The following is a 19,267-nucleotide window of genomic DNA, read 5'->3' as shown; positions in this document are numbered from 1 at the left end:
ACGGAGGGGAGCATGTTCAAGACAGTGGGTGTGGCCGGCATCGGCCAGATGGGAAGCGGCATAGCGCACGTCTTCGCCCAAAACGGCTGCCGGGTCGTCGCCTACGATCCCTCCCCGGCGCAGGCGGCCAAGGGGCTTGCCGGCATCGCGCAGAACCTCGAGCGCCAGGCGAAAAAAGGTGTCGTCTTCGACGCCGGCATCGACGAAATCCTTGCACGCATCACGGTCGCTTCTTCGCTGGATGAGTTCGGTGCCTGCGAACTGATCGTGGAAGCGGCCACCGAAAACGAGCCGCTCAAGCTGGAGCTCTTCCGCACCCTGGACGCCATCGCCACCGAGCACGCCATTCTAGCCTCCAACACCTCCTCCATCTCCATCACGAGAATCGCTGCGGCGACCGCGCGTCCGGACCGCGTCATCGGCATGCACTTCATGAACCCCGTGCCGGTTATGACCCTGGTCGAGGTGATCCGCGGCATCGCCACCAGCGAGGAGACCTTCCAGGCCGTCGCGGAGGCGGTCGCCTTCCTCGGGAAGGAGATGGCGACCTCAAAAGACTACCCCGGCTTCATCGTAAACCGCATCCTCATTCCGATGATCAACGAGGCGGCGTTCGCCCTTTACGAGGGGATCGCCTCGGCGGAGGACATCGACCGCGGCATGAAGCTTGGAACCAACCAGCCGATGGGGCCACTGCAACTTGCCGACTTTATCGGGCTCGATACCGTGCTCGCCATCGGCAACGTCCTCTACGACGGCTTCAAGGACCCGAAATACCGCCCTTGTCCCCTGCTGGTGCAGATGGTCGACGCGGGTTACCTCGGACGGAAATCGGGCCGGGGCTTCTACCGCTACTAGTCCCTCCCGTCAACGGAGTCTCCACCATGTTTCTTGAGCTCACCGAAGAACAGCGGCTCATCCGCGACACGGCGCGTGCCTTCGCCGCCGCCGAACTGGCGCCGCTGGCGGCCAAGCTCGACCGGGATGGGGACCGTCCCGCCTTCGTCGCGAACCTGAAAAAACTGGCCCAACTGGGTTTCATGGGGCTGGACGTTTCTGCGACCTACGGCGGTTCCGAGACGGGCGCCGTCGCATTTTCCGTCGCCATGACCGAGATCGCCCGCGCTTGCGCCTCGACCGCGGTCACCGTCTCGGTCAACAACATGGTCTGCGAGGTGATCGAGGCAATCGGCTCGCAGGAGCAGAAGGAACGCTACATCCCCTGCATCTGCTCAGGCGACTGCATCGCCGCAAGCTTCGCCCTCACCGAACCCGGCGCCGGGTCCGACCCTGCCGCCATGGTGACCACCGCGCGCCGCGACGGCGACCACTTCATCCTCGACGGCACCAAGGCCTTCATCACCAGCGCCCCCTACGCCGGCGTCTTCGTGGTCTGGGCGGTCACCGACCGGGACGCCCCCAGGGGGGAGGGGATCAGCTGCTTCCTCGTGGAGTCCGGGACTCCGGGCCTCATCATCGGGAAGGAGGAGGATAAAAGTGGCCAGCGCGCCTCGGCGACCTGCAGCGTTACCTTCGAGGCGTGCAGGATACCGGCGTCCGCCCTGATGGGCGAGCTGAACCGGGGCTTCAGGGTGGCGGTAGGGGAACTAGCCGGCGGCCGCATCGGCATCGGGTCGCTCGCCCTCGGCATTGGCCTTGCCGCGATGGATTTTGCCACCTCGTATGCCGCGCAAAGGTCCCAGTTCGGCCAGAAGATCTCCAAGTTCGAGGCGATCCGCTTCATGATCGCCGACGCCTACACAGAACTCGAGGCCGCGCGCCTTCTGCTCATGCAGGCCGCCTACCGTAACGAGGCGGGAAAGAGTTTCGCAAAAGAGGCATCCATGGCAAAGCTCTACGCCACCGAAGCCGCCAACCGGGCGTGCTATAAGGCGGTACAGATGCTCGGCGGCTACGGTTACCTGGGCGACTTCCCCGTCGAGCGCTACGCCCGTGACGTTCGGGTCACCTCGATCTACGAGGGGACGAGCGAGATCCAGCGCCTCATCATCTCCCGCGCCATCCTGGACGGCCTCTCCTGACGCCTTGCTCCTCGCGTTATAAAGCGCCACGTTTCCCTTGACTTCTACCGCCCAACCAGCGACACTCCCGGACGGCGCCGGAGTGCTTCCGGCCACCAAATTACTCACGTGTAAAGGGCAAAAACATGCAGCTTAACCCCATGGAGGATTTCCAGCGGGACATCTCCTACCGCTTGCTTAAACAAAACGACGGCACGGCGCTGCTCGCCGCGACCATGAAAGATCGCTTCCACGACCTGGTCATCGAGGTGAAGGTCGAGGTGGCGACCCTGAAGATCCTCTCGGCGTGGGCAGAGTTCCGCAAGTCCCCGACGTGCGACTGCTGCAACGCCACGGCTAAAATGACCGGTTTGAACGGATTCGTCATCGGCCGCGGCCTGCAGCGCAAGCTCTCCGACGTCTTTGGGGGCTCGCACGGGTGCGGCAACCTGCGCACCGTCCTCATGGGACTACTCCCGCTCGCCCTTAATTTGGCTGCCGCCGCCGGGGTGACCGACGAGAGTGAGATGATGGACGCCATACACGCGAAACTGGTCGGCACCTGCGCCGGCTACGTGACCCCTCCTGCCGGGCGCAAAGGGGACGCCGCATGAACTGGTACCTGCTGACGCTTTTACCTGATGAGGTTGCTGCCGGGGTGCCCGCCCGGGTGAAGGACGATTTCACGGCGGCCTTCCGCGCCGCGGGCGGCCCGCGCACCATGGCCCTTTTCCGCTGTGAGTCGGAAGGGGCTTTGGAACTCTTTTTCACCCCGGAGTGCGCCCGTCACGCCATGGACCTCCTCGAGCGCTACGGCGCCACCCCTTGCGACGCACCATCCCTGCTCGGACTCGAACTCCTGGTCGGCCATAACGAGATCACCTACTACCTCACCACCTGACAAGCCCCGCCGCCACCCCGGTACTTTCTTGAAAAGGAAGGCCGCTCCGGTACAATGTGAAGGTTTTTTAACCGATATCATTAAAGGAGCGTGCCATGGGAGAAAGGCAGAAGACGATAGGCGTACTAACCGGTGGCGGCGACGTGCCGGGACTCAACCCGGCGCTGAAGACCCTGGTGACCCGGGCCTCGGAAAAGGGGTACCGCGTCATCGGCATCCGGCGCGGCTGGGGCGGCCTTTTGGCCTACGATCGCGACGACCCGGAGTCTTGGGAAAAGACGATCATCCCACTTGACCGCCAAGAGGTGCGCACCGTCGACCGCACCGGCGGCACCTTCCTGCATACGAGCCGCACCAACCCGGGCAAGGTGGCGACGGCCGACGTCCCCGCTTTTCTACGCGGCGCCGATTTCGACCCCGCCGCACCCGGCCACCATGATTTCACCCCCCACATCCTGAAAAACCTGGAGCACCTGGGGATCGATGCGCTGATCCCGATCGGGGGCGATGACACACTAAGCTACGCCGAACGGCTTAACCGCGAGGGGGTTCCCATCGTGGCGATACCGAAGACCATGGACAACGACGTCTTCGGCACCGATTACTGCATCGGTTTTTCCACCGCGGTGACGAGGAGCGTCAACTTCATCCACAACCTGCGCACGAGCGCCGGTTCCCACGAACGCATCGCGGTGGTCGAGCTCTTCGGGCGCAATTCCGGGGAAACCTCGCTCATCTCGGCTTACCTGGCCGGCGTAGACCGCGCGCTCATCTCCGAGGTCCCCTTCGATATCGAGCGGCTCTCCGCGCTTTTGCAGGAGGACAAAAAGGGGAACCGGAGCAACTACGCCATGGTGACCATCTCGGAAGGGGCCTCCATGGTGGGGGGGCAGATCATTGAGTATGGCCAGGAGGACGCCTACGGCCACAAGAAACTCGGCGGGATCGGCGTCGTGGTGAGTGAGGCAGTCAAAAAACTCACCGGCTCCCACATTATCTACCAGCAGCTCTCTTATCTCATGCGCAGCGGAGCGCCGGACTCGCTCGACCTCATGGTCGCGTACAACTACGCCAACATGACCATGGATCTCATCGGCGAGGGGATGTCCGGGCGCATGGTCGCCATGCAGGGGGGGACCTACCGGCACATCCCGATCAGCACCATCATGCAGGGGGAGAAGCGGGTGGACGTAGCTGAGCTGTACGACACCACTGAGTACCGTCCCAAGGTGCGGCACGTGCTGGGAAAACCGATGTTCCTTTACTGAGGGTCTACAGAAATACCGGGAAGGAACGTCTGTCTTATTCTCGAAGCAGTTAGCATGGCATCACGTTCCCCCCTTTGCGAAGGGGGGGCAGGGGGGATTTAGCCTTCGCCGGATCACACAAGCACCTGCTGACACGGCCATAGCGCCCACCCGTTGAATAAATTACAGATGCCGAACAACCGTTGCGCTCTCGTCCTGAAGGAAATCAACTGTGGGACAAAAGCAAATCCCCCCCGTCCCCCCTTCGCAAAGGGGGGAGCGCTTCGGCACCTGCTACGCTTCGTGGACACACTTTTTTGCCGACCCGGAATTCCCGGATGAACGTTTACTGAGAAGGTGCGCGATGATCGAGATAGACGGGAGTATGGGGGAGGGTGGAGGGCAGGTGCTCAGGAGCGCGCTGAGCCTTGCCTGTCTGACCGGCCAGGGCTTTCGCATCTTCAACATCAGAAAGAACCGCGAGAAGTCCGGCCTTATGCGCCAGCACCTGATGGCGGTACAGGCGGCGGCGCGCATCGCCTCGGCCAACGTCGCCGGTGACCGCCTAGGCTCTCCCGAACTGAGCTTCCTTCCCGACGGCATCGCGCCGGGAGAATACAGCTTCGACATCGGGACGGCAGGTGCGGCGACCCTGGTGCTGCAGACCTTGATCCCGCCGCTTGCCTCGGCACGAAAGACAAGCCGCGTCATGGTGACCGGCGGCACCCACGTCCCCTTCAGCCCTTCCTGGCACTATTTCTCCGAGATATTCTGGCCCTCCATCACAGCGCTCGGCGTTAGGGGCGAGCCGCTTTCACGCTCCTTCGGTTTCTATCCCAAAGGGGGAGGGCGGATCGGCTGTACCGTGGAACCGGAGGTTGAGCAGGCTCCCATGACCTCTACGGAAAGAGGAAAGTTGACCGGCATCCGCATCGTCTCGGCGGTGGGAAACCTTGCGAGGAGCATCGCGGACCGGCAGCTGCAGTCCGCGCTATTGGTCATGCGCGGGAAGGTGGAGCGTGGCATTCCCATGGACATCGAAGTGATCGAGCCGCAGGTGTTCGGGCAGGGGACCTTCCTCTTCATCAAGGGAGAGTACGAGCATGGCACCGCAGGCTTCACTGCGCTCGGCGAACGTGGAAAACCGGCGGAACAGGTGGGGAGCGAGGCCGCGCTGGAGTTTCTGGCACACCACGAAAACGGGGCGCCCATCGACCCGCACCTGGCCGACCAACTCATCATCTACCTCGCCCGTGCCCACGGGAGGTCGGTGTTCCGCACCTCGCGCATCACCAGGCACCTCACCACCAACCTGAGCGTCGCCGGCCTCTTCCTGGAGCTTGCAAGCAGCATCGACGGCCGCGAGGGGGAGCCCGGGACGGTGACCATCACCCCGACAGTCCCGAGGGATTGAACGAGAAAAGGCGGCCTCCCGGCCGCTTTTTCTTTTGTTCTCACGTGGTGATGATCTCTCGCAGACTCTCCTCTAGTACCTCTCGAACCCCGCCTGCAGCAGACTTTCGTTGGCCGCCATGTCGAGGCTTACCCCCGGGTACTCCCGCACCTGGATACCTGCGCGCGTGAGCTTCTGCGTGTTCTCCTTCCGAGGCGCCTGCTGCTTCGCGGTCCCCGGTCTTCTGACCTGCTGTTCTCCCCCCGCGCCCACCTTGAAGAAGGCGATGGTGGTCTGCAGCTGTTCCGCCTGGGAGGCGAGTTCTTCCGCGGTTGACGCCATCTCCTCGGAGGCACCGGCGTTTTGCTGGATTACCTGGTCCAGTTGCTGGATGGCGCGGTTGATCTGCTCCGCTCCGGAGTCCTGTTCCTTGCACGCAGCCGAGATTTCCTGCACTAGTTCCGCGGTCCGGTGGATGTCCGGTACGAGCGCCTGCAACAGGTTCCCGGCGTGTTCGGCCACCTCCACCGAGGTGAGCGACAGATCGCCTATCTCCCCGGCCGCCTTCTGGCTACGCTCGGCGAGCTTTCTCACCTCGCTCGCCACCACCGCGAAACCCTTGCCGTGTTCCCCGGCGCGCGCCGCCTCGATAGCCGCGTTCAAGGCGAGCAGGTTCGTCTGACGCGCGATCTCCTCTATGATCGAGGTCTTGGACGCGATCTCCTTCATGGCCGCCACCGTTCTCGCCACCGCCTTGCCGCTTTCGCTCGCATCGCCGGCAGATTTCACCGCGATCTTCTCGGTCTGCATCGAGTTGTCCGCGTTCTGGCGGATGTTCGAGGTCATCTGCTCCATCGAGGCGCTCGCCTCCTCGGCGCTCGCCGCCTGCTCGCTTGCCCCCTGCGACATCTGCTCCGAGGTGGCGCTCAACTCCTGGCTGCCGGTGGTCACGTTGTCGGCGGCATGCTTTACGTCGCGCACCACGCGGGTCAGGTTCTGCACCATGTTGGAGAGTGCCTGCATCAGCCCGTCGTTCTCCGAGCGCTGCTTCACCTCGAGGAGAAGGTTGCCGTCGGCGATCTCGCCGGCGAGCCTCGTTGCGTCGTTGTTCGCGTCGATCAGCAGGTTCAGACTGTGCTTGATGTCGTTGAAGTCGCCGTAGTAGGTCTCAGTGATCTTCTCGGGGATGTCACCCTTGGAGATGCGCTCGAGGTTACGGGAGGTGACGTCGATCGGCTGGACGAACGCCTCGATGAGTCTGTTCTGCCCGGCGATGAGCTCGCCCCACGCCCCCTGAAACTGGGCCGCGTCGCCGCGCGCCGCCAGTTTCCCTTCGCGTACCGCCTGGATCAAATCGTTCATCGCCACGCTCATCCTGCCGATGGTGGCGATCATGACGGAGAGGTTCTTGCCCATCAGGTCGTGCTCCGACTTCTGGCTGACCTGTACGGTGAGGTCTCCGTGCGCCACCCGTTCGGCAGCGAGGGACGCCTCCTTTATGTTGTCCGCCATGTTCCTGAAGGAGCGCGCCAGCGTGGCGATCTCGTCTTTGCCCTCGGTGTCGATTACCACCTCGACATCACCGAGCGCCAGGCGGTCGGCGCAGGCCGACAGGGCGGCCACCGGACGGCTTATGCTGCGGGTGATGCAAAAGGCGATCAGGCTACCGATGGCGATGGCGAGAAAGGCGAGCGAAACGGCAAAGGTGCGGGCGCTGGAGGAAACCTTGACCGCAGCCAGGTAGCGATCGTCGATCCCCTGTTCCTGGTATTTGACCAGTTCGTTGAAGGCGCCCTGTATGGCGGCACAAAGGGGCGCCCCTTCCTTGTCGAAGGTGGTCGCCGCGCGGGTGCTTTCCCCCGCCATGGCGAGATCGATGGCCTGGTTATTCGCCTTGCGGGCGTTGTCAAGCGACTGCTTAGCCTTTGCGATCAGCGCCTTCCCCTGCTCGGTCTGTTCCAGCTTTTCCAGCTGGTCCATCGCAGTTTTGTACTGTTGCCGCGTGAGCTCGATCTTCTTGTTCTCCTCCCGTCGTGCGGCCGGGTCGGAAGCGAGGACCATGCTCTGGATGCTTGAGACGATCGCGGTTACGTTCTTCGTGGCCTCGTTGGCCAGCTTGATCTTGGCATAGTCCTTCTTGACGATGGTTTCCATGCCGCGGTCCATTCTGAGCATGCCGAAGACGCTGATGGCACCGATGGCAAGGAGCAGCAGAAGGATAATGCCGAAACCGACGCTCAGTCGTACACCGATCTTCATGTCCTGGATCTTCATACCTTTCTCCTGTTCTACTTTTCCGTTTATTTGCGCTGTCTTGTACAAAAAATGACCGGGTGGCTATGGCAAAGAAAACTCTTCAAGTGGCAAACTGTCTATACCTATCGTCAGTGTTGTTGGCGACTTGAGTGTATACGACAAAATAAGTAAGGAAAAAATGTGCAAGCGACGAAGAGGATCGGTTTTATTTCAGGAGGTTCTTGTTTTATAAGATTGGCTGCAGCGACTTGAAAGGAAATGGGGTCAGATGAGGGTGACGAGCTGGTCGATCAGGGGGAGCTGGCTGGGGAGTATCTTCTCTCTTGCGGCGGCGAAGTCGAACCATCCGGCGCGGTCGACTTCCGGGAAGGTGGCTTCTTTTCCGGAGCGGGGCGGCCACTTCATGGTGAAGGTGTTGCTGACGATGCGTTCCGGATCGCAGTCGCCGGTGAAAGCCCATGCCTGCACCAGTTTCCCCCCGGCCTGTTTGATCCCGGCCAGTTCCAGAAAGGGGCCGGTTGCTGCGAGTCCGGTTTCCTCGAGGAATTCTCGTTGTGCCGCCGCGAGAGGATCTTCTCCTTCCAGGTACTCCCCCTTGGGGATGCTCCAGGCGCCCGCGTCCTTTTTGGCCCAGAACGGGCCGCCGGGGTGCACGAGGAGCAGTTCCGCCCTTCCTTCGCGAAAGCGGTACATGATCAGTCCGGCGCTTCGCTTCGCCACCGGCTAGAACGCCTGCCCGCGCGGCAACTGCCACCCCTTGACGATGGCGGTAACCCTGATGGCGATCACGGTGACGGCCGAGACGGTCAAGTTGACAGGAGTGGGGACGGCTGTGTGGTGCAGGAAATAGAAGAGGGCCCCGCCGACCACGCAGGCCGAGGCGTAGATCTCGCGCTGCAGGATGAGCGGGATCTCGTTACTGAGCGTGTCACGCACGAGCCCCCCGCAGGTAGCTGTCATCACCCCCATGATGATCGCCCCCATGAGCCCCAGGTTGAAATGGAGCGCCTTGGAGGTGCCGATGACGAGGAAGGTGCCGAGGCCGAGTGCGTCCAGAAGGAGCATGGCCCGGTTCATCCTTTCGAAGCTCGTGGGGGTCATGAAGACGATCACCGAGGCGGCGACGGCGAGGTAGAGGTAGAGCTCGTTTTTGAAGCAGAAGGGGGGAGTGTCGTTCAATAGCACGTCGCGGATGACGCCGCCACCGGTGGCGGTGACGATGCCTAGGACGATGACGCCCAGGAGGTCCATGCCGCGGCGCACGCCGGCAAGTGCGCCGGAGGCGGCGAAGGCGACGGTCCCCAGGAGGTCGAGGGCGTAGATGATCGCTTGCTGGTCCATGTAAAGAGCGGTTCTCCTTCGGAATTTACGGCGCTGCGCTTGGGCTACTCCTCAGGCTCCTCGTCGTGCTGCCCGGGCGCCTGGTAGTCCTCGACGTCATGCCAGAAACGGTGCTGCAACTCCTTCATGAGTGGCTCGAGGCTCTTGCGGTCCGCGGCGCTTATGGTGATCGCGCCGTACTTGCGCGTTAGCTGCCGCACCTTCATGAAGGCGAGGGGATCTCCCTTTTTCAGCTCGGGGAGGAGGTCCATCTTGTTGAAGACGAGCAGCATCGGCTTCTGGCTCAACTCCAGCTCGCCCAGGATGGTGTTCACCTGGTTTATCTGCTCCTCCATGCGCGGGTTTGAGCAGTCGACGAGATGAATGAGAAGATCCGCGTCCTTCAACTCCTCCAGGGTCGCCTTGAAGGCCCCCATGAGCGACTTCGGGAGGCTCCTTATGAAACCGACCGTGTCGGTGATGATCACCTCGCGGTCCATCGGGAAGCGCAGGCGGCGCGAGGAGGTGTCCAGTGTGGCGAAGAGGAGGTCCTCGGTGAAGACCTCGCTTTTCGTCATCGTGTTCAGCAGGGTCGACTTGCCCGCGTTCGTGTACCCCACGATGGAGATGATGGGGATCCCAGCCTTCACCCTTTTCTGGCGCCGCTGGTAGCGACCGTTGGAGAGCTCCTTCAGCTCGCGCTCGAGGTGCGCGATCCGGTCGCGGATGCGGCGGCGGTCGATCTCCAGCTTGGTCTCACCGGGGCCGCGCCCGCCTATCCCCCCCATGAGCCGCGACATCTGCACGCCGCGCCCGGAGAGTCGCGGCATCAGGTACTTTAACTGCGCGAGTTCCACCTGGACCTTGCCGTCCTGCGTTGTGGCGCGCCGGGCGAAGATGTCTAAGATGAGCTGGCTGCGGTCGATGACTTTCAGTTCGGTGAGCTCCGAGATGGAGCGGACCTGGGTCGGGGAGAGTTCCTGGTCGAAGACGAGCATGGTCGCGCCGAACTGCAGTGCCTTGATAACCACCTCGCGGATCTTCCCTTCGCCCAGGAGGTAGCGCGGGTTGAACTCCTTGGGCCGCTGGATGACGGTATCAAGGACGCCCACCCCGGCGGTACGGGCGAGTTCCTTCAGCTCCTCTACGGAGTCGACTGCCTCCTCGAGCGGGCGCTGGGTGACAGAGATGAGGATGCCGCGCTCCTCGCCGGTCCCCACCACCTTACCTTCCTTGAGGCCGCGCTCCATGGTCTGTTCGAGGGTCTCCACGAAGCTGCGGAAATCGAGGTCGAACTTCTGGAACGGTACCGAGGCCTCCACGTGGTAGGGGAGGGTGCCGCCGTTGGCCGGGGTGAGCGCCGCGGTCTGGATTGAGAAGCGGTCCGGGTTCTGGGTGAGCTGCAGCGCGGCGATCAGGTCCAGTCTTAAAAGCGAGAGGTCGGTGAGATCATCGTCGGTGAGCGTCTCACCCTTAAGGTGCGTGTGCACGAGGCGCACCCCGCGCAGAAGCCTTCTGCCGAGCGGATATTCGTCGAGGGCGGGGATCATGATGCCCCGCTCGTCCCCGACCACTACATAGGCGACCTCGCCGATGCGGCTTATGAGGACGCCCAGTTGGCGCCTGATTTCCAGCGAGATGTCGGAGAGCTCGCGGGCGAGCTCCAGCGAGATCACCTCGCCCGGCTTGACCCTGCGGCGGTACAGCCTCTCGAGCCTCTTCACCTGGCTTGCTTTTAGTCCTGTCAGATTACCGTGCAGTCCTTTGATGGCGCGCCTCCGCTACATTCCGATGATGTTGTAGCCGCAGTCGACGAAATGGATCTCGCCGGTGACCCCACTTGCGAGCGGGCTGGCGAGGTAGAGGACGGAGTTGCCGACCTCCTCCTGGGAGATGTTGCGCCTAAGCGGCGCCTTGTCCGCCACGTGGCCGGCGATCTGGCCGAAACCGCCGATGCCGGCGGAGGCGAGCGTCCTCAGGGGACCGGCGGAGACCCCGTTCACCCTGGTGCCGTCCGGGCCCATCGCCTCGGCGAGGTAGCGCACCGTCGCCTCGAGAGCCGCCTTGGCGACCCCCATGACGTTGTAGCTCGGGAAAACCTTCTGCGCGCCGTAGTAGGTCATGGCGACGATGCTGCCGTCGCGTCCCTGCATGAGCGGGGCCGCTTCGCGCGCCATGGCGATCAGCGAGTAGGTGCTGATGTCGAGTGCGGTTTGGAAGCCCTCGCGGGTGGTGTTCAGGAAGGAGCCTTTCAGTTCCTCTTTGTTTGCGAAGGCGACGGAGTGGACCAGGATGTCGAGCCCCCCCCATGCCTCGCGGATCTCGCCGAACAGGCGGGAAAGTTCCTCGTCGCTGCGCACGTCGCAGGGAAGAACCAGTTTGCAGTCCAATTTTTCCGCGAGCGGCGCCACCCTCTTGGCGACCGCCTCGCCCGCGTAGGCGAGGGCTATCTCGGCTCCCTCGCGGTGCATCGCCTCCGCCGTGGCCCAGGCGATGCTCTTGTCGTTGGCGACTCCGAAGATGAGCGCCTTTTTCCCTTCCAGTAAACCCATGAACTCTCCTTGCAATATCGCGCGGCAGATTAGACTTCTCTACTCTGTGGGCGAACGTATAGCGGCCCATAATAATGAAAAAAGCGGGGGTTGGCAAGCGATATGACTGTTTCTTAAGGAAGCCGCGGCGGAGTGCTGCCGCTGTGGAGGAGTGCCTGACGTAGGTGTCGTAGCGATTCAGGAGATATACAAGCACCAGCCCCGCCTTCGGGCGAAGCCGGGCTGGCGGACCGAAGCCCTGCGGTGGGCGTAGACCCGCCGGCGGACCGCAGCCCATGTGGGCGAAGGCCGGGAGGGGGAGGGGGAAGGAGGATAAACGGGAGGCGTCGGTCCCGTAGCCGCTACAGTTGCCGGTTGATCGAATCTTCTTCTTTCTCGATGGTCGCCTCGCGGGTCTCCCGCACGGACTGCTCGATCGATTTCAGGCGCCGGTCCATATCTTCCAGCATGGCGACAGCGCGGTCCACCCGCCCCTTGATGTTGAAGATCACGAAGGGGAGGATGAACCAGATCACGACCAGGAAGAAGCCGATGATGCTCATCATCATCATGAATCCGCCGAAGATTTCCATAGGGCCCCCGTTTAGGAAGGGATGGTGCTGCATTGTGCCTGCTCCAATGCCCGGGCGAGCTGGTCCGGGCAGGATGTGTCGCCCTGGCAGGCGATCCCCTTGAGGCGCTCGATGGCCTCGGTTACCGCCATGCCGCGAACGAGTGCTGCCACCGCCTGGGTGTTGCCGGCGCAGCCGTCCACGAAATGGGTCGAGACGATGACGCCGTCTTCGATCTCTATGTCTATGCGGGAAGCGCAGCTCCCGGAAGTCTTGTAGCTTACCTTCATCTCTGTTGCCTCTCCTTTTACAGCACAAATTTTATATGCACGGCGACGCGCGCGGCGCATCTTAGCCCCGGCCATATATGCCCAACTTAGGGGAAATGTCAATCGGGGATAGTCAGCGCTTCGGCAAGGGTGAGCCGTTCCGGGCCCGGATGTTCTTGTAAAAATAGCGCGTTGACGGTGGCGAGCATGGTGTTCAGCCGTTCCAGGTCGATGACCGCACTTCCGGGGATGCTGGGAAGCCCCTGGAAGTTTTCGGGGCAGAAGTCGACCGACCTTTCGCCTTCGCGTTCGAGCAGAAGCGGCAGACCGTGGGTGCGGCAGATGATCGGGCGCGCGTTATAGAGAAGACAGAGACCGTCGTGGAGCAGCGGGCAGGGGGAGTTTTCGTCCGAGCGTGCGGCCTTCGAACGGATCAGTGCGGCTTTTTCCGGGGGAAGTTCACGGAGCGCCTCTCTAAGCGCGGCGGCCTCGACGGCGAAGATGGATAGATGGCGGCAGCATGCGTCGCATCCGGCACGACAGGCGATGTGGTCACCAAGGGCAGAGAAGGTACGGTCGCACAACTCGTCCACGCGCGCGACCAGGGCGCGGTAGTTCGCAAGTCCGGTCATGCTCACTCGGTGCCGCGCAGGCTCTTGCTGAAATCTTCCATGAGCTGCTTGTTCAGGTAGAAGTATGGTTTTTCGATGGTGCCGCTGAAGCCGAAGCTCTGGTAATTCATCATCACGGGATCATCGGTGCGGCCGCTTGAGACGTAACCCTTGGCGTCCGGGTCGATATCCAGCAGGAGTTTCATCGCCTCCTGCCCACCCATGCCGCCCGGGATGTTCAGGTCCAGGATCACGGCTGCGAAGGCGTCCCCTGATTGGTGCCGTTCGCGGTACAGTTCGACGGCCTGCGCACCGTCATTGGCGAACTCGACTTCGAAACCGTAACGTTTGAGAGTTTCACCCGCGACGAATCTCACCATTTCGTCGTCGTCCATGACTAATACTTTGGCCCCTCGCGATTCATTTCCCATAGTAAGTTACCCTGGTTAGCCCGTTGTTAAGATGGCGGAGACGTGCTATTAATCTATAGCCGGTATGTTAGGAACTGGCAAGCGACTTTTTTAATAAAGCTATCAAATCTGCTGAAGGAGAACTAAATGGCCAAGGTGAAGTTGCCGGTGACCGCCGCCATCCGGGTTTTGCGACAGGCCGGAGTGTCATTCGGCGAGCATCCGTATCAATACGAGGAGAAGGGGGGCACCGCCGTCTCTGCGCGTGAGTTGGGCGTGGAGGAGCACTGCGTCATCAAGACCCTCATTATGGAAGACGAGAGCAAGGCCCCGCTGGTGGTGCTGATGCACGGCGACCGCCAGGTCTCAACCAAGGAGCTTGCGCGCGCCATCGGCGCCAAGAGTGTCGCTCCGTGCACCCCCGACACCGCAAACCGCCATTCCGGGTACATGGTGGGGGGGACCTCCCCCTTCGGGACCCGGAAGCAGATGCCGGTCTACGTCGAGGAAACGATCCTCGAGCTGCCGCTTATCTATATAAATGGTGGACACCGCGGTTTCCTCGTTTCCATGCCTCCCGTCGAACTGGTACGGGTACTGAAACCGGTAACGGTAAAGGTGGGGATCTAGCCGTGGGAGGCGGTTTCGCCGCAGCCTTCCGGGAAGGTGCCGCGTTCCTCGCCGCTGCCCAGGCCTTGGTGGTCACCGCCGGGGCCGGCATGGGAGTCGATTCCGGCCTTCCGGATTTCCGGGGGGACACAGGCTTCTGGCGCGCCTACCCACTCTACCAAAGGCTCGGCATCAGTTTCGTCGACGCCGCCAACCCCGATCACTTCGAACACGATCCCGCTTTCGGATGGGGCTTTTACGGGCACCGCACCAACCTCTACCGGGACACCGTTCCCCACGCCGGTTTCGCACTGCTTCTCGAGTGGGCCGCTCGTTACCGGCTCGATCTCTTCGTCGCCACCTCCAACGTGGATGGGCAGTTCCAGAAGGCGGGCTTTGCCGAAGAGAATCTCCTTGAATTCCACGGTTCAATCCACCACCTGCAGTGCACGCGTCCCTGCTCGGAGCGCATCTGGGACAACCGCGAGACCTTCCGCATCGACGAAGCGACAATGTGCTCGGACCACATCCCGCTTTGCCCCCGCTGCGGCAGCGCCGCGCGCCCGAACATCCTCATGTTCGGCGACTACGCCTGGGTGGGGGAGCGCACGAGACGCCAAGAGGAGCGCTTCCGGCAGTTTCTCTCCCGCCAGTCTGGAAGGCGCATCGTTGTCGTGGAGCTGGGCGCCGGTAACGCGATCCCCACCGTCCGCGCCGCGAGCGAGCGGATCGGCTCGCTTTCCGGCGCGCGCGTTATCCGCATCAACCCGCGCGAGCCGCAGATCCAAAGACCTCACCTCTCTCTTCCCTGTGGGGCGCTCGAAGGGCTCTCCGGTATCGAGTATGCGCTACGAGGCGCACGCGGCTGATCACTCCCCCTTTTGTGAAGGTCCGTCAGGAAGTTCTGGGGAACGCGAAGTGCAGCTGCCTACGAAGCGCTGCACTTAGGCCCTGACGCTCCCCCCTTTGCGAAGGGGGGACGGGGGGGATTTGCTTTTGTCCCACAGTTGATTCCCTCAAGGAAGTGAGTAAGTGCGTTGTTTTATTTAAATACAGCGTTCGCGATGGCTGTGGCTGCAGGAGGTTGTATGGTCTGACCAAGACAAATCCCCCCTGCCCCCCTTCGCAAAGGGGGGAACGCTGGGGCTCCTGCAGCGCTTCGTAAGGTGCTGTTTTCCAATTGCCTGAAGATCCTTTTCGACAGCGAGGCAGGGGGGATTTGCTCTTGCTGGCACACCCTCACCCTGGCCAATCATCCATTTCCATTTTCGGCTGCTCAACCCGCTTTTTTCCGTATACGCCCATCATAAAAAACCCTTGCGTTTTAAATTCTTAGTTGTTAGTATGCACAATTTTTAGGCAGACGAGGAAGTTTTAAGATATGCAAAAGACGGTGGCCATCGGCTCCCTTACCTTGAAGAATCGGGTATTTCTGGCCCCCATGGCCGGTATCACCAATCTTCCCATGCGCATCATCGCGCGCGGGGAGGGGGCTTCGCTCACCTTCACCGAGATGGTCAGCGTGAACGGCCTAACCCGTGAAGGACAAAAGAGTTTCGAACTGTTGAAGACCACCCCCGAAGACCGTCCCATCGGGATGCAGCTCTTCGGCGACGAACCCGAGATGCTGGCCGAGGCTGCGCGTCTTGTCGAGGGGTACGGCGAGTTGATCGACATCAACATGGGATGTCCGGTCAAGAAGGTCGTCGGTACCGGTGCCGGCAGCGCGCTCATGAAGGATCCGCTCAAGGTTGCGCGCATCGTAAGAAGCGTGCGCAAGGCGACCGCGCTTCCCTTCACCATAAAGATCCGCACCGGATGGGTCTGCGGCGATGACACCTTCCTCGAGGTCGGCAGGATCGCCCAGGAAGAGGGGGGCGACGCCATCACCCTGCACCCGAGAAGCCGGGCCCAGATGTTCGAGGGAACGGCCAACTGGGACAAGATCGGCGAGCTGAAGAGCACCCTTACCATCCCGGTGATCGGCAGCGGCGACCTCTTCAGCGCGGACGACGTGGTCCGCATGCTTGAAAAGACCGGCTGCGACGCGGTCATGGTGGCCCGCGGCGCGATGGGGAACCCCTGGCTTTTCCGCGAGGCGCTCGCGCTTTTGGCAGGTGAAGAGCCGGTGCCGCCGACGGTGGCGGAACGACTCGCGCTGGCCCGTAGGCATTTTGAACTCTTCGCCGAGTTTGCAGGGGGCAGAGTGGCCCTGATGGAGATGCGCAAGCATCTGTCGTGGTACTCCAAGGGGCTTCCGGGCGCCGCGCAGTTTCGTGCTGCGGTGAACCGGATCGAAACTGCTGCCGAACTTGTCGGGGCGATGGAGGAGTTCTTTAATGGCTGAGCGGCTGGAGAACTATTACGCGAACGTGGTCGACAGTGTGGGCGACGGCGTCATCGTGCTGGACAACACCGGCGCGGTGACCCTCATGAACCCCGCTGCGGAGGAACTGGCCGGCGTCTCGAAGCGCCAGGCGATGGGGAACCTGTTCAGCGATATCTTCAAGGACGATGCCGCCCTTAACGAACTGGTGGCGAAGACGGTGGCGACCGGGATGTCCGTCGCCGACCACGAGAACATCGTGCTGAAGCGCTCCGGGAGGGTGACCCCGGTAGGCACGAGCACCTCTCCGCTACTTAGCTCCTGCGGCGAGAGGATCGGCACGGTAGTTCTTTTGCGTGACCTGACCAACGTGCGGGAGCTTGAGAGCGCGGTACGCCAGGCGGACCGTCTTTCGTCCCTCGGGGCCTTGGCCGCTGGACTTGCCCACGAGATCAAGAACCCGCTCGGCGGGATCAAGGGGGCGGCCCAGCTCCTCGAGATGGAGTTTCCCGACAACGAGGACCTGCGCGAATACGTGCGGGTCATGTTGAAGGAAGTGCATCGCGTCAACCTGATCGTCGAGGAGCTTCTGGGGCTTGCCTCGCCGGGACGGCTGAAGCTTGGGAAGGTGAACCTGCATCGGGTGCTCTCCGACATCGTGCTGCTGCAGAAAAACGCCTGCGAAGGGAAGGAACTCTACCTGCAGCAGTATTTCGACCCGAGTATCCCCCCGATTCTGGGCGACGAGTCCCTACTTACCCAGCTCTTCTTGAACCTGATCAAGAACGCTATGGAGGCCGTCGGGACCGGCGGCGTGGTAAAGGTGACGAGCCGTGTGCTTGCCGACTACGCCATGACCCAGAAGGGAGAGCGGCGTGCGCGCATGGTCGCCATCGACATCTCCGACAACGGCCCAGGCATCCCGCCGGACGTCCTGAAGGACATGTTCACGCCGTTTTTCACCACCAAGTCGCAGGGGACCGGTCTGGGGCTCGCCATCTGCCAGAAGATCGTCTCCGAGCATCGGGGCATGATCCGTGTCGATTCCGACCCCGCGCGTGGCACCGTCTTCACGGTGATGCTGCCGCTCATTCAATGAAAACGTTCAGCGTTCAACGTTCAACGTTGACAGAAGGCTGAGACGTTAATTCTACTTCCGCGTTTTACGTTCCACGTTGAGAGCAATGTCGCTTTTGACGGGGAGCGTGAAATGACTTTTTCACTTTCGACCCGCTTTACGTTTCTTGTGTGCGTCTGGTTAGAAGCAGCGCTGCTTCGAGTTTTCACCTAGAACGTGGAACCTTGAACGTTGAACGGTCTTTAGGAGTTTCCATGTCCATTAACAACATCCTCGTGGCTGATGACGAAGAGAGCATGCGCTGGGTCCTTTCCAAGGCCCTGAAAAAGAAAGGCTTCAACGTCGAGCTCGCAAAAGACGGCAACGAGGCGCTCAAACTCATCAAGGACAACAACTACGACCTGGCGCTCATCGACATCAAGATGCCGGGGGTGACCGGCCTCGAGCTTTTGGACCGGGTCAAGGAGGAGCGCGCCGACCTCATGGTGGTGATCATGACCGCCGAGGCGAGCATGAAAAACGCCGTCGAGGCGATGAAGCGCGGCGCCTACGACTACCTCACCAAGCCCTTCGACCTGAGCGTCGTCGACGCGGTGGTGGAGAAAGTGAGCCGGGCCCGCGAGATGACCTCGCAGGTCTCCCTCCTTAAGGAAGAGCTCGCGGACCGCTACCAGCTCGAGAAGACCATCATCGGCAACTCTCCCGCCATGCGCGAGGTGTACAAGACCATCGGCAAGGTGGCCCCCTCCGACGTCACCGTGCTGGTGCAGGGTGAGTCCGGCACCGGCAAGGAGCTCATCGCCCGCGCCATCCACTACAACTCCAAACGGCTGGGTAAGCCGTTCGTGCCGCTCAACTGCGCCGCCATCCCGAAGGAGCTTCTGGAGAGCGAGCTCTTCGGCTTCGAGAAAGGGGCCTTCACCGGCGCCACCGAGCGCAAGCTAGGCAAGTTCGAACAGGCCAACGGCGGGACCATCTTCCTCGACGAGATCGGCGACATGCCCATCGACCTGCAGGCGAAGATACTCAGGGTGCTGCAGGAGCGCGAGATAACGAGGACCGGCGGCAACCAGAGCATCCCGGTCGACGTGCGCGTCGTCGCGGCGACCAACCAGGATCTCGAGGAGTCCGTCAGGAACAAGCAGTTCCGCGAGGACCTCTACTACCGCCTTAACGTGATCCCGATCCAGCTCGTGCCGCTGCGCGACCGCAAGGATGACATCCCGCTCCTCGTGCAGTACTTCCTGAACAAGATCTGCGCCGAGCTCGAGGCACCGCTCAAGCGCTGCTCCGCCGACGCCGTGAAGCTTCTCACCGGCTACAACTGGCCCGGCAACATCCGCGAGCTGGAGAACACCATCAAGAGGGCCGTGATCCTCTCGCCGGACCCGCTGCTGGTCGCCTCCGATTTTCCCGGGCTCAGGAGCCGTCCAAGCGAAGGGAAGGGGGAAGAGCTGTCGCTTGAAGGGATCGTCGATCTTAAGCTGCGTACCTGTTTCACCAACATGGAGAAGATGGAGAGCGGCGACGTGCACGCCATGGTGCTGGAGCAGGTGGAGCGCCCGCTGATCCGTTTCGTGCTGGAGAAGACACGCGGCAACCAGGTTAAGGCCGCTGACATACTCGGCATCAACCGCAACACCCTGAGAAAGAAGATCACCGAGCTCGGTATCGAGCTGCGCAAGGATTAGCAATAAAGAGTAACCTCAACCCGCTTAAAGGA

The 19,267-nt window shown here is 61.9% G+C and carries 20 protein-coding genes; 11 read left to right on the top strand and 9 right to left on the bottom strand.

Features of this window, described 5'->3' with window-relative positions; translation table 11 throughout:
* The first annotated feature begins 12 nt into the window (after positions 1–12).
* The 6 genes from E8K79_RS05210 to rtcA all read left to right on the top strand — a co-directional run bounded on the left by E8K79_RS05210 (position 13) and on the right by rtcA (position 5,583).
* Positions 13–858, top strand: coding sequence for a 3-hydroxybutyryl-CoA dehydrogenase (locus E8K79_RS05210; RefSeq protein WP_136513771.1), 846 nt, complete (start codon positions 13–15; stop codon positions 856–858).
* A 26-nt stretch (positions 859–884) separates the two neighbouring features.
* Complete coding sequence (locus E8K79_RS05205; RefSeq protein ID WP_136513770.1) at positions 885–2,042, top strand: acyl-CoA dehydrogenase family protein; 1,158 nt, start codon at positions 885–887, stop codon at positions 2,040–2,042.
* Between the two features lie 125 nt (positions 2,043–2,167).
* Complete coding sequence (locus E8K79_RS05200; RefSeq protein ID WP_136513769.1) at positions 2,168–2,635, top strand: DUF2889 domain-containing protein; 468 nt, start codon at positions 2,168–2,170, stop codon at positions 2,633–2,635.
* The gene (locus E8K79_RS05195) at positions 2,632–2,922 is read left to right on the top strand and encodes a hypothetical protein (RefSeq protein WP_136513768.1); all 291 of its coding nucleotides are present in this window, start codon (positions 2,632–2,634) and stop codon (positions 2,920–2,922) included. The genes E8K79_RS05200 and E8K79_RS05195 overlap by 4 nt, the downstream gene beginning before the upstream one ends.
* 95 nt (positions 2,923–3,017) lie before the next feature.
* Entirely contained in the window at positions 3,018–4,190 is a 1,173-nt protein-coding gene (locus tag E8K79_RS05190; RefSeq protein ID WP_136513767.1) for a 6-phosphofructokinase, read from the top strand.
* A gap of 343 nt (positions 4,191–4,533) precedes the next feature.
* Positions 4,534–5,583, top strand: coding sequence for an RNA 3'-terminal phosphate cyclase (rtcA, locus tag E8K79_RS05185; protein WP_136513766.1), 1,050 nt, complete (start codon positions 4,534–4,536; stop codon positions 5,581–5,583).
* Positions 5,584–5,655: 72 nt separating this feature from the next.
* Here the strand turns inward: rtcA and E8K79_RS05180 are convergent, their stop codons facing one another.
* The 9 genes from E8K79_RS05180 to E8K79_RS05140 all read right to left on the bottom strand — a co-directional run bounded on the left by E8K79_RS05180 (position 5,656) and on the right by E8K79_RS05140 (position 13,516).
* A complete protein-coding gene (locus E8K79_RS05180) occupies positions 5,656–7,836 on the bottom strand; it encodes a methyl-accepting chemotaxis protein (protein WP_136513765.1) in 2,181 nt (726 codons plus the stop codon).
* A 246-nt stretch (positions 7,837–8,082) separates the two neighbouring features.
* Positions 8,083–8,538 carry an NUDIX domain-containing protein gene (locus tag E8K79_RS05175; RefSeq protein ID WP_136513764.1) on the bottom strand — a complete coding sequence of 152 codons (456 nt, stop codon included), beginning with the start codon at positions 8,536–8,538 and terminating at the stop codon, positions 8,083–8,085.
* 3 nt (positions 8,539–8,541) lie between these two features.
* Positions 8,542–9,159: a trimeric intracellular cation channel family protein gene (locus E8K79_RS05170; protein ID WP_135871324.1), complete on the bottom strand. Its 618-nt coding sequence runs from the start codon at positions 9,157–9,159 to the stop codon at positions 8,542–8,544.
* A gap of 44 nt (positions 9,160–9,203) precedes the next feature.
* Positions 9,204–10,862, bottom strand: a complete 1,659-nt coding sequence (hflX, locus tag E8K79_RS05165) for a GTPase HflX (protein WP_246043725.1) — start codon at positions 10,860–10,862, stop codon at positions 9,204–9,206.
* 57 nt (positions 10,863–10,919) lie between these two features.
* Positions 10,920–11,690: an enoyl-ACP reductase FabI gene (locus E8K79_RS05160; RefSeq protein ID WP_136513762.1), complete on the bottom strand. Its 771-nt coding sequence runs from the start codon at positions 11,688–11,690 to the stop codon at positions 10,920–10,922.
* 341 nt (positions 11,691–12,031) lie between these two features.
* Positions 12,032–12,262: a hypothetical protein gene (locus E8K79_RS05155; RefSeq protein ID WP_135871329.1), complete on the bottom strand. Its 231-nt coding sequence runs from the start codon at positions 12,260–12,262 to the stop codon at positions 12,032–12,034.
* Positions 12,263–12,273: 11 nt separating this feature from the next.
* On the bottom strand, positions 12,274–12,531 hold the full coding sequence (locus E8K79_RS05150; RefSeq protein ID WP_129126426.1) for a TIGR03905 family TSCPD domain-containing protein: 258 nt from the start codon (positions 12,529–12,531) through the stop codon (positions 12,274–12,276).
* A 98-nt stretch (positions 12,532–12,629) separates the two neighbouring features.
* Complete coding sequence (locus tag E8K79_RS05145; RefSeq protein ID WP_135871331.1) at positions 12,630–13,142, bottom strand: YkgJ family cysteine cluster protein; 513 nt, start codon at positions 13,140–13,142, stop codon at positions 12,630–12,632.
* Positions 13,143–13,144: 2 nt separating this feature from the next.
* Complete coding sequence (locus E8K79_RS05140; protein ID WP_246038156.1) at positions 13,145–13,516, bottom strand: response regulator; 372 nt, start codon at positions 13,514–13,516, stop codon at positions 13,145–13,147.
* 162 nt (positions 13,517–13,678) lie between these two features.
* On the opposite strand from E8K79_RS05140, the gene ybaK reads away from it, so the two are divergent.
* The 5 genes from ybaK to E8K79_RS05115 all read left to right on the top strand — a co-directional run bounded on the left by ybaK (position 13,679) and on the right by E8K79_RS05115 (position 19,235).
* On the top strand, positions 13,679–14,161 hold the full coding sequence (gene ybaK, locus E8K79_RS05135) for a Cys-tRNA(Pro) deacylase (protein WP_136513760.1): 483 nt from the start codon (positions 13,679–13,681) through the stop codon (positions 14,159–14,161).
* Positions 14,162–14,163: 2 nt separating this feature from the next.
* On the top strand, positions 14,164–15,009 hold the full coding sequence (locus tag E8K79_RS05130) for an SIR2 family NAD-dependent protein deacylase (protein WP_246043724.1): 846 nt from the start codon (positions 14,164–14,166) through the stop codon (positions 15,007–15,009).
* A gap of 512 nt (positions 15,010–15,521) precedes the next feature.
* Positions 15,522–16,487 carry a tRNA dihydrouridine synthase DusB gene (gene dusB / locus E8K79_RS05125; protein ID WP_136513759.1) on the top strand — a complete coding sequence of 322 codons (966 nt, stop codon included), beginning with the start codon at positions 15,522–15,524 and terminating at the stop codon, positions 16,485–16,487.
* Positions 16,480–17,565 carry a two-component system sensor histidine kinase NtrB gene (locus E8K79_RS05120; RefSeq protein ID WP_129126420.1) on the top strand — a complete coding sequence of 362 codons (1,086 nt, stop codon included), beginning with the start codon at positions 16,480–16,482 and terminating at the stop codon, positions 17,563–17,565. Before dusB ends, E8K79_RS05120 begins: the two co-directional genes overlap by 8 nt.
* A gap of 233 nt (positions 17,566–17,798) precedes the next feature.
* Complete coding sequence (locus E8K79_RS05115) at positions 17,799–19,235, top strand: sigma-54-dependent transcriptional regulator (RefSeq protein WP_136513758.1); 1,437 nt, start codon at positions 17,799–17,801, stop codon at positions 19,233–19,235.
* Positions 19,236–19,267 lie beyond the last annotated feature (32 nt).

The organism is Geomonas edaphica (genome assembly GCF_004917075.1).
GTDB lineage: Bacteria > Desulfobacterota > Desulfuromonadia > Geobacterales > Geobacteraceae > Geomonas > Geomonas edaphica.
The sequence above is the reverse complement of the archived record's forward strand: the minus strand, read 5'-3'. Positions and strand labels throughout refer to the sequence as shown.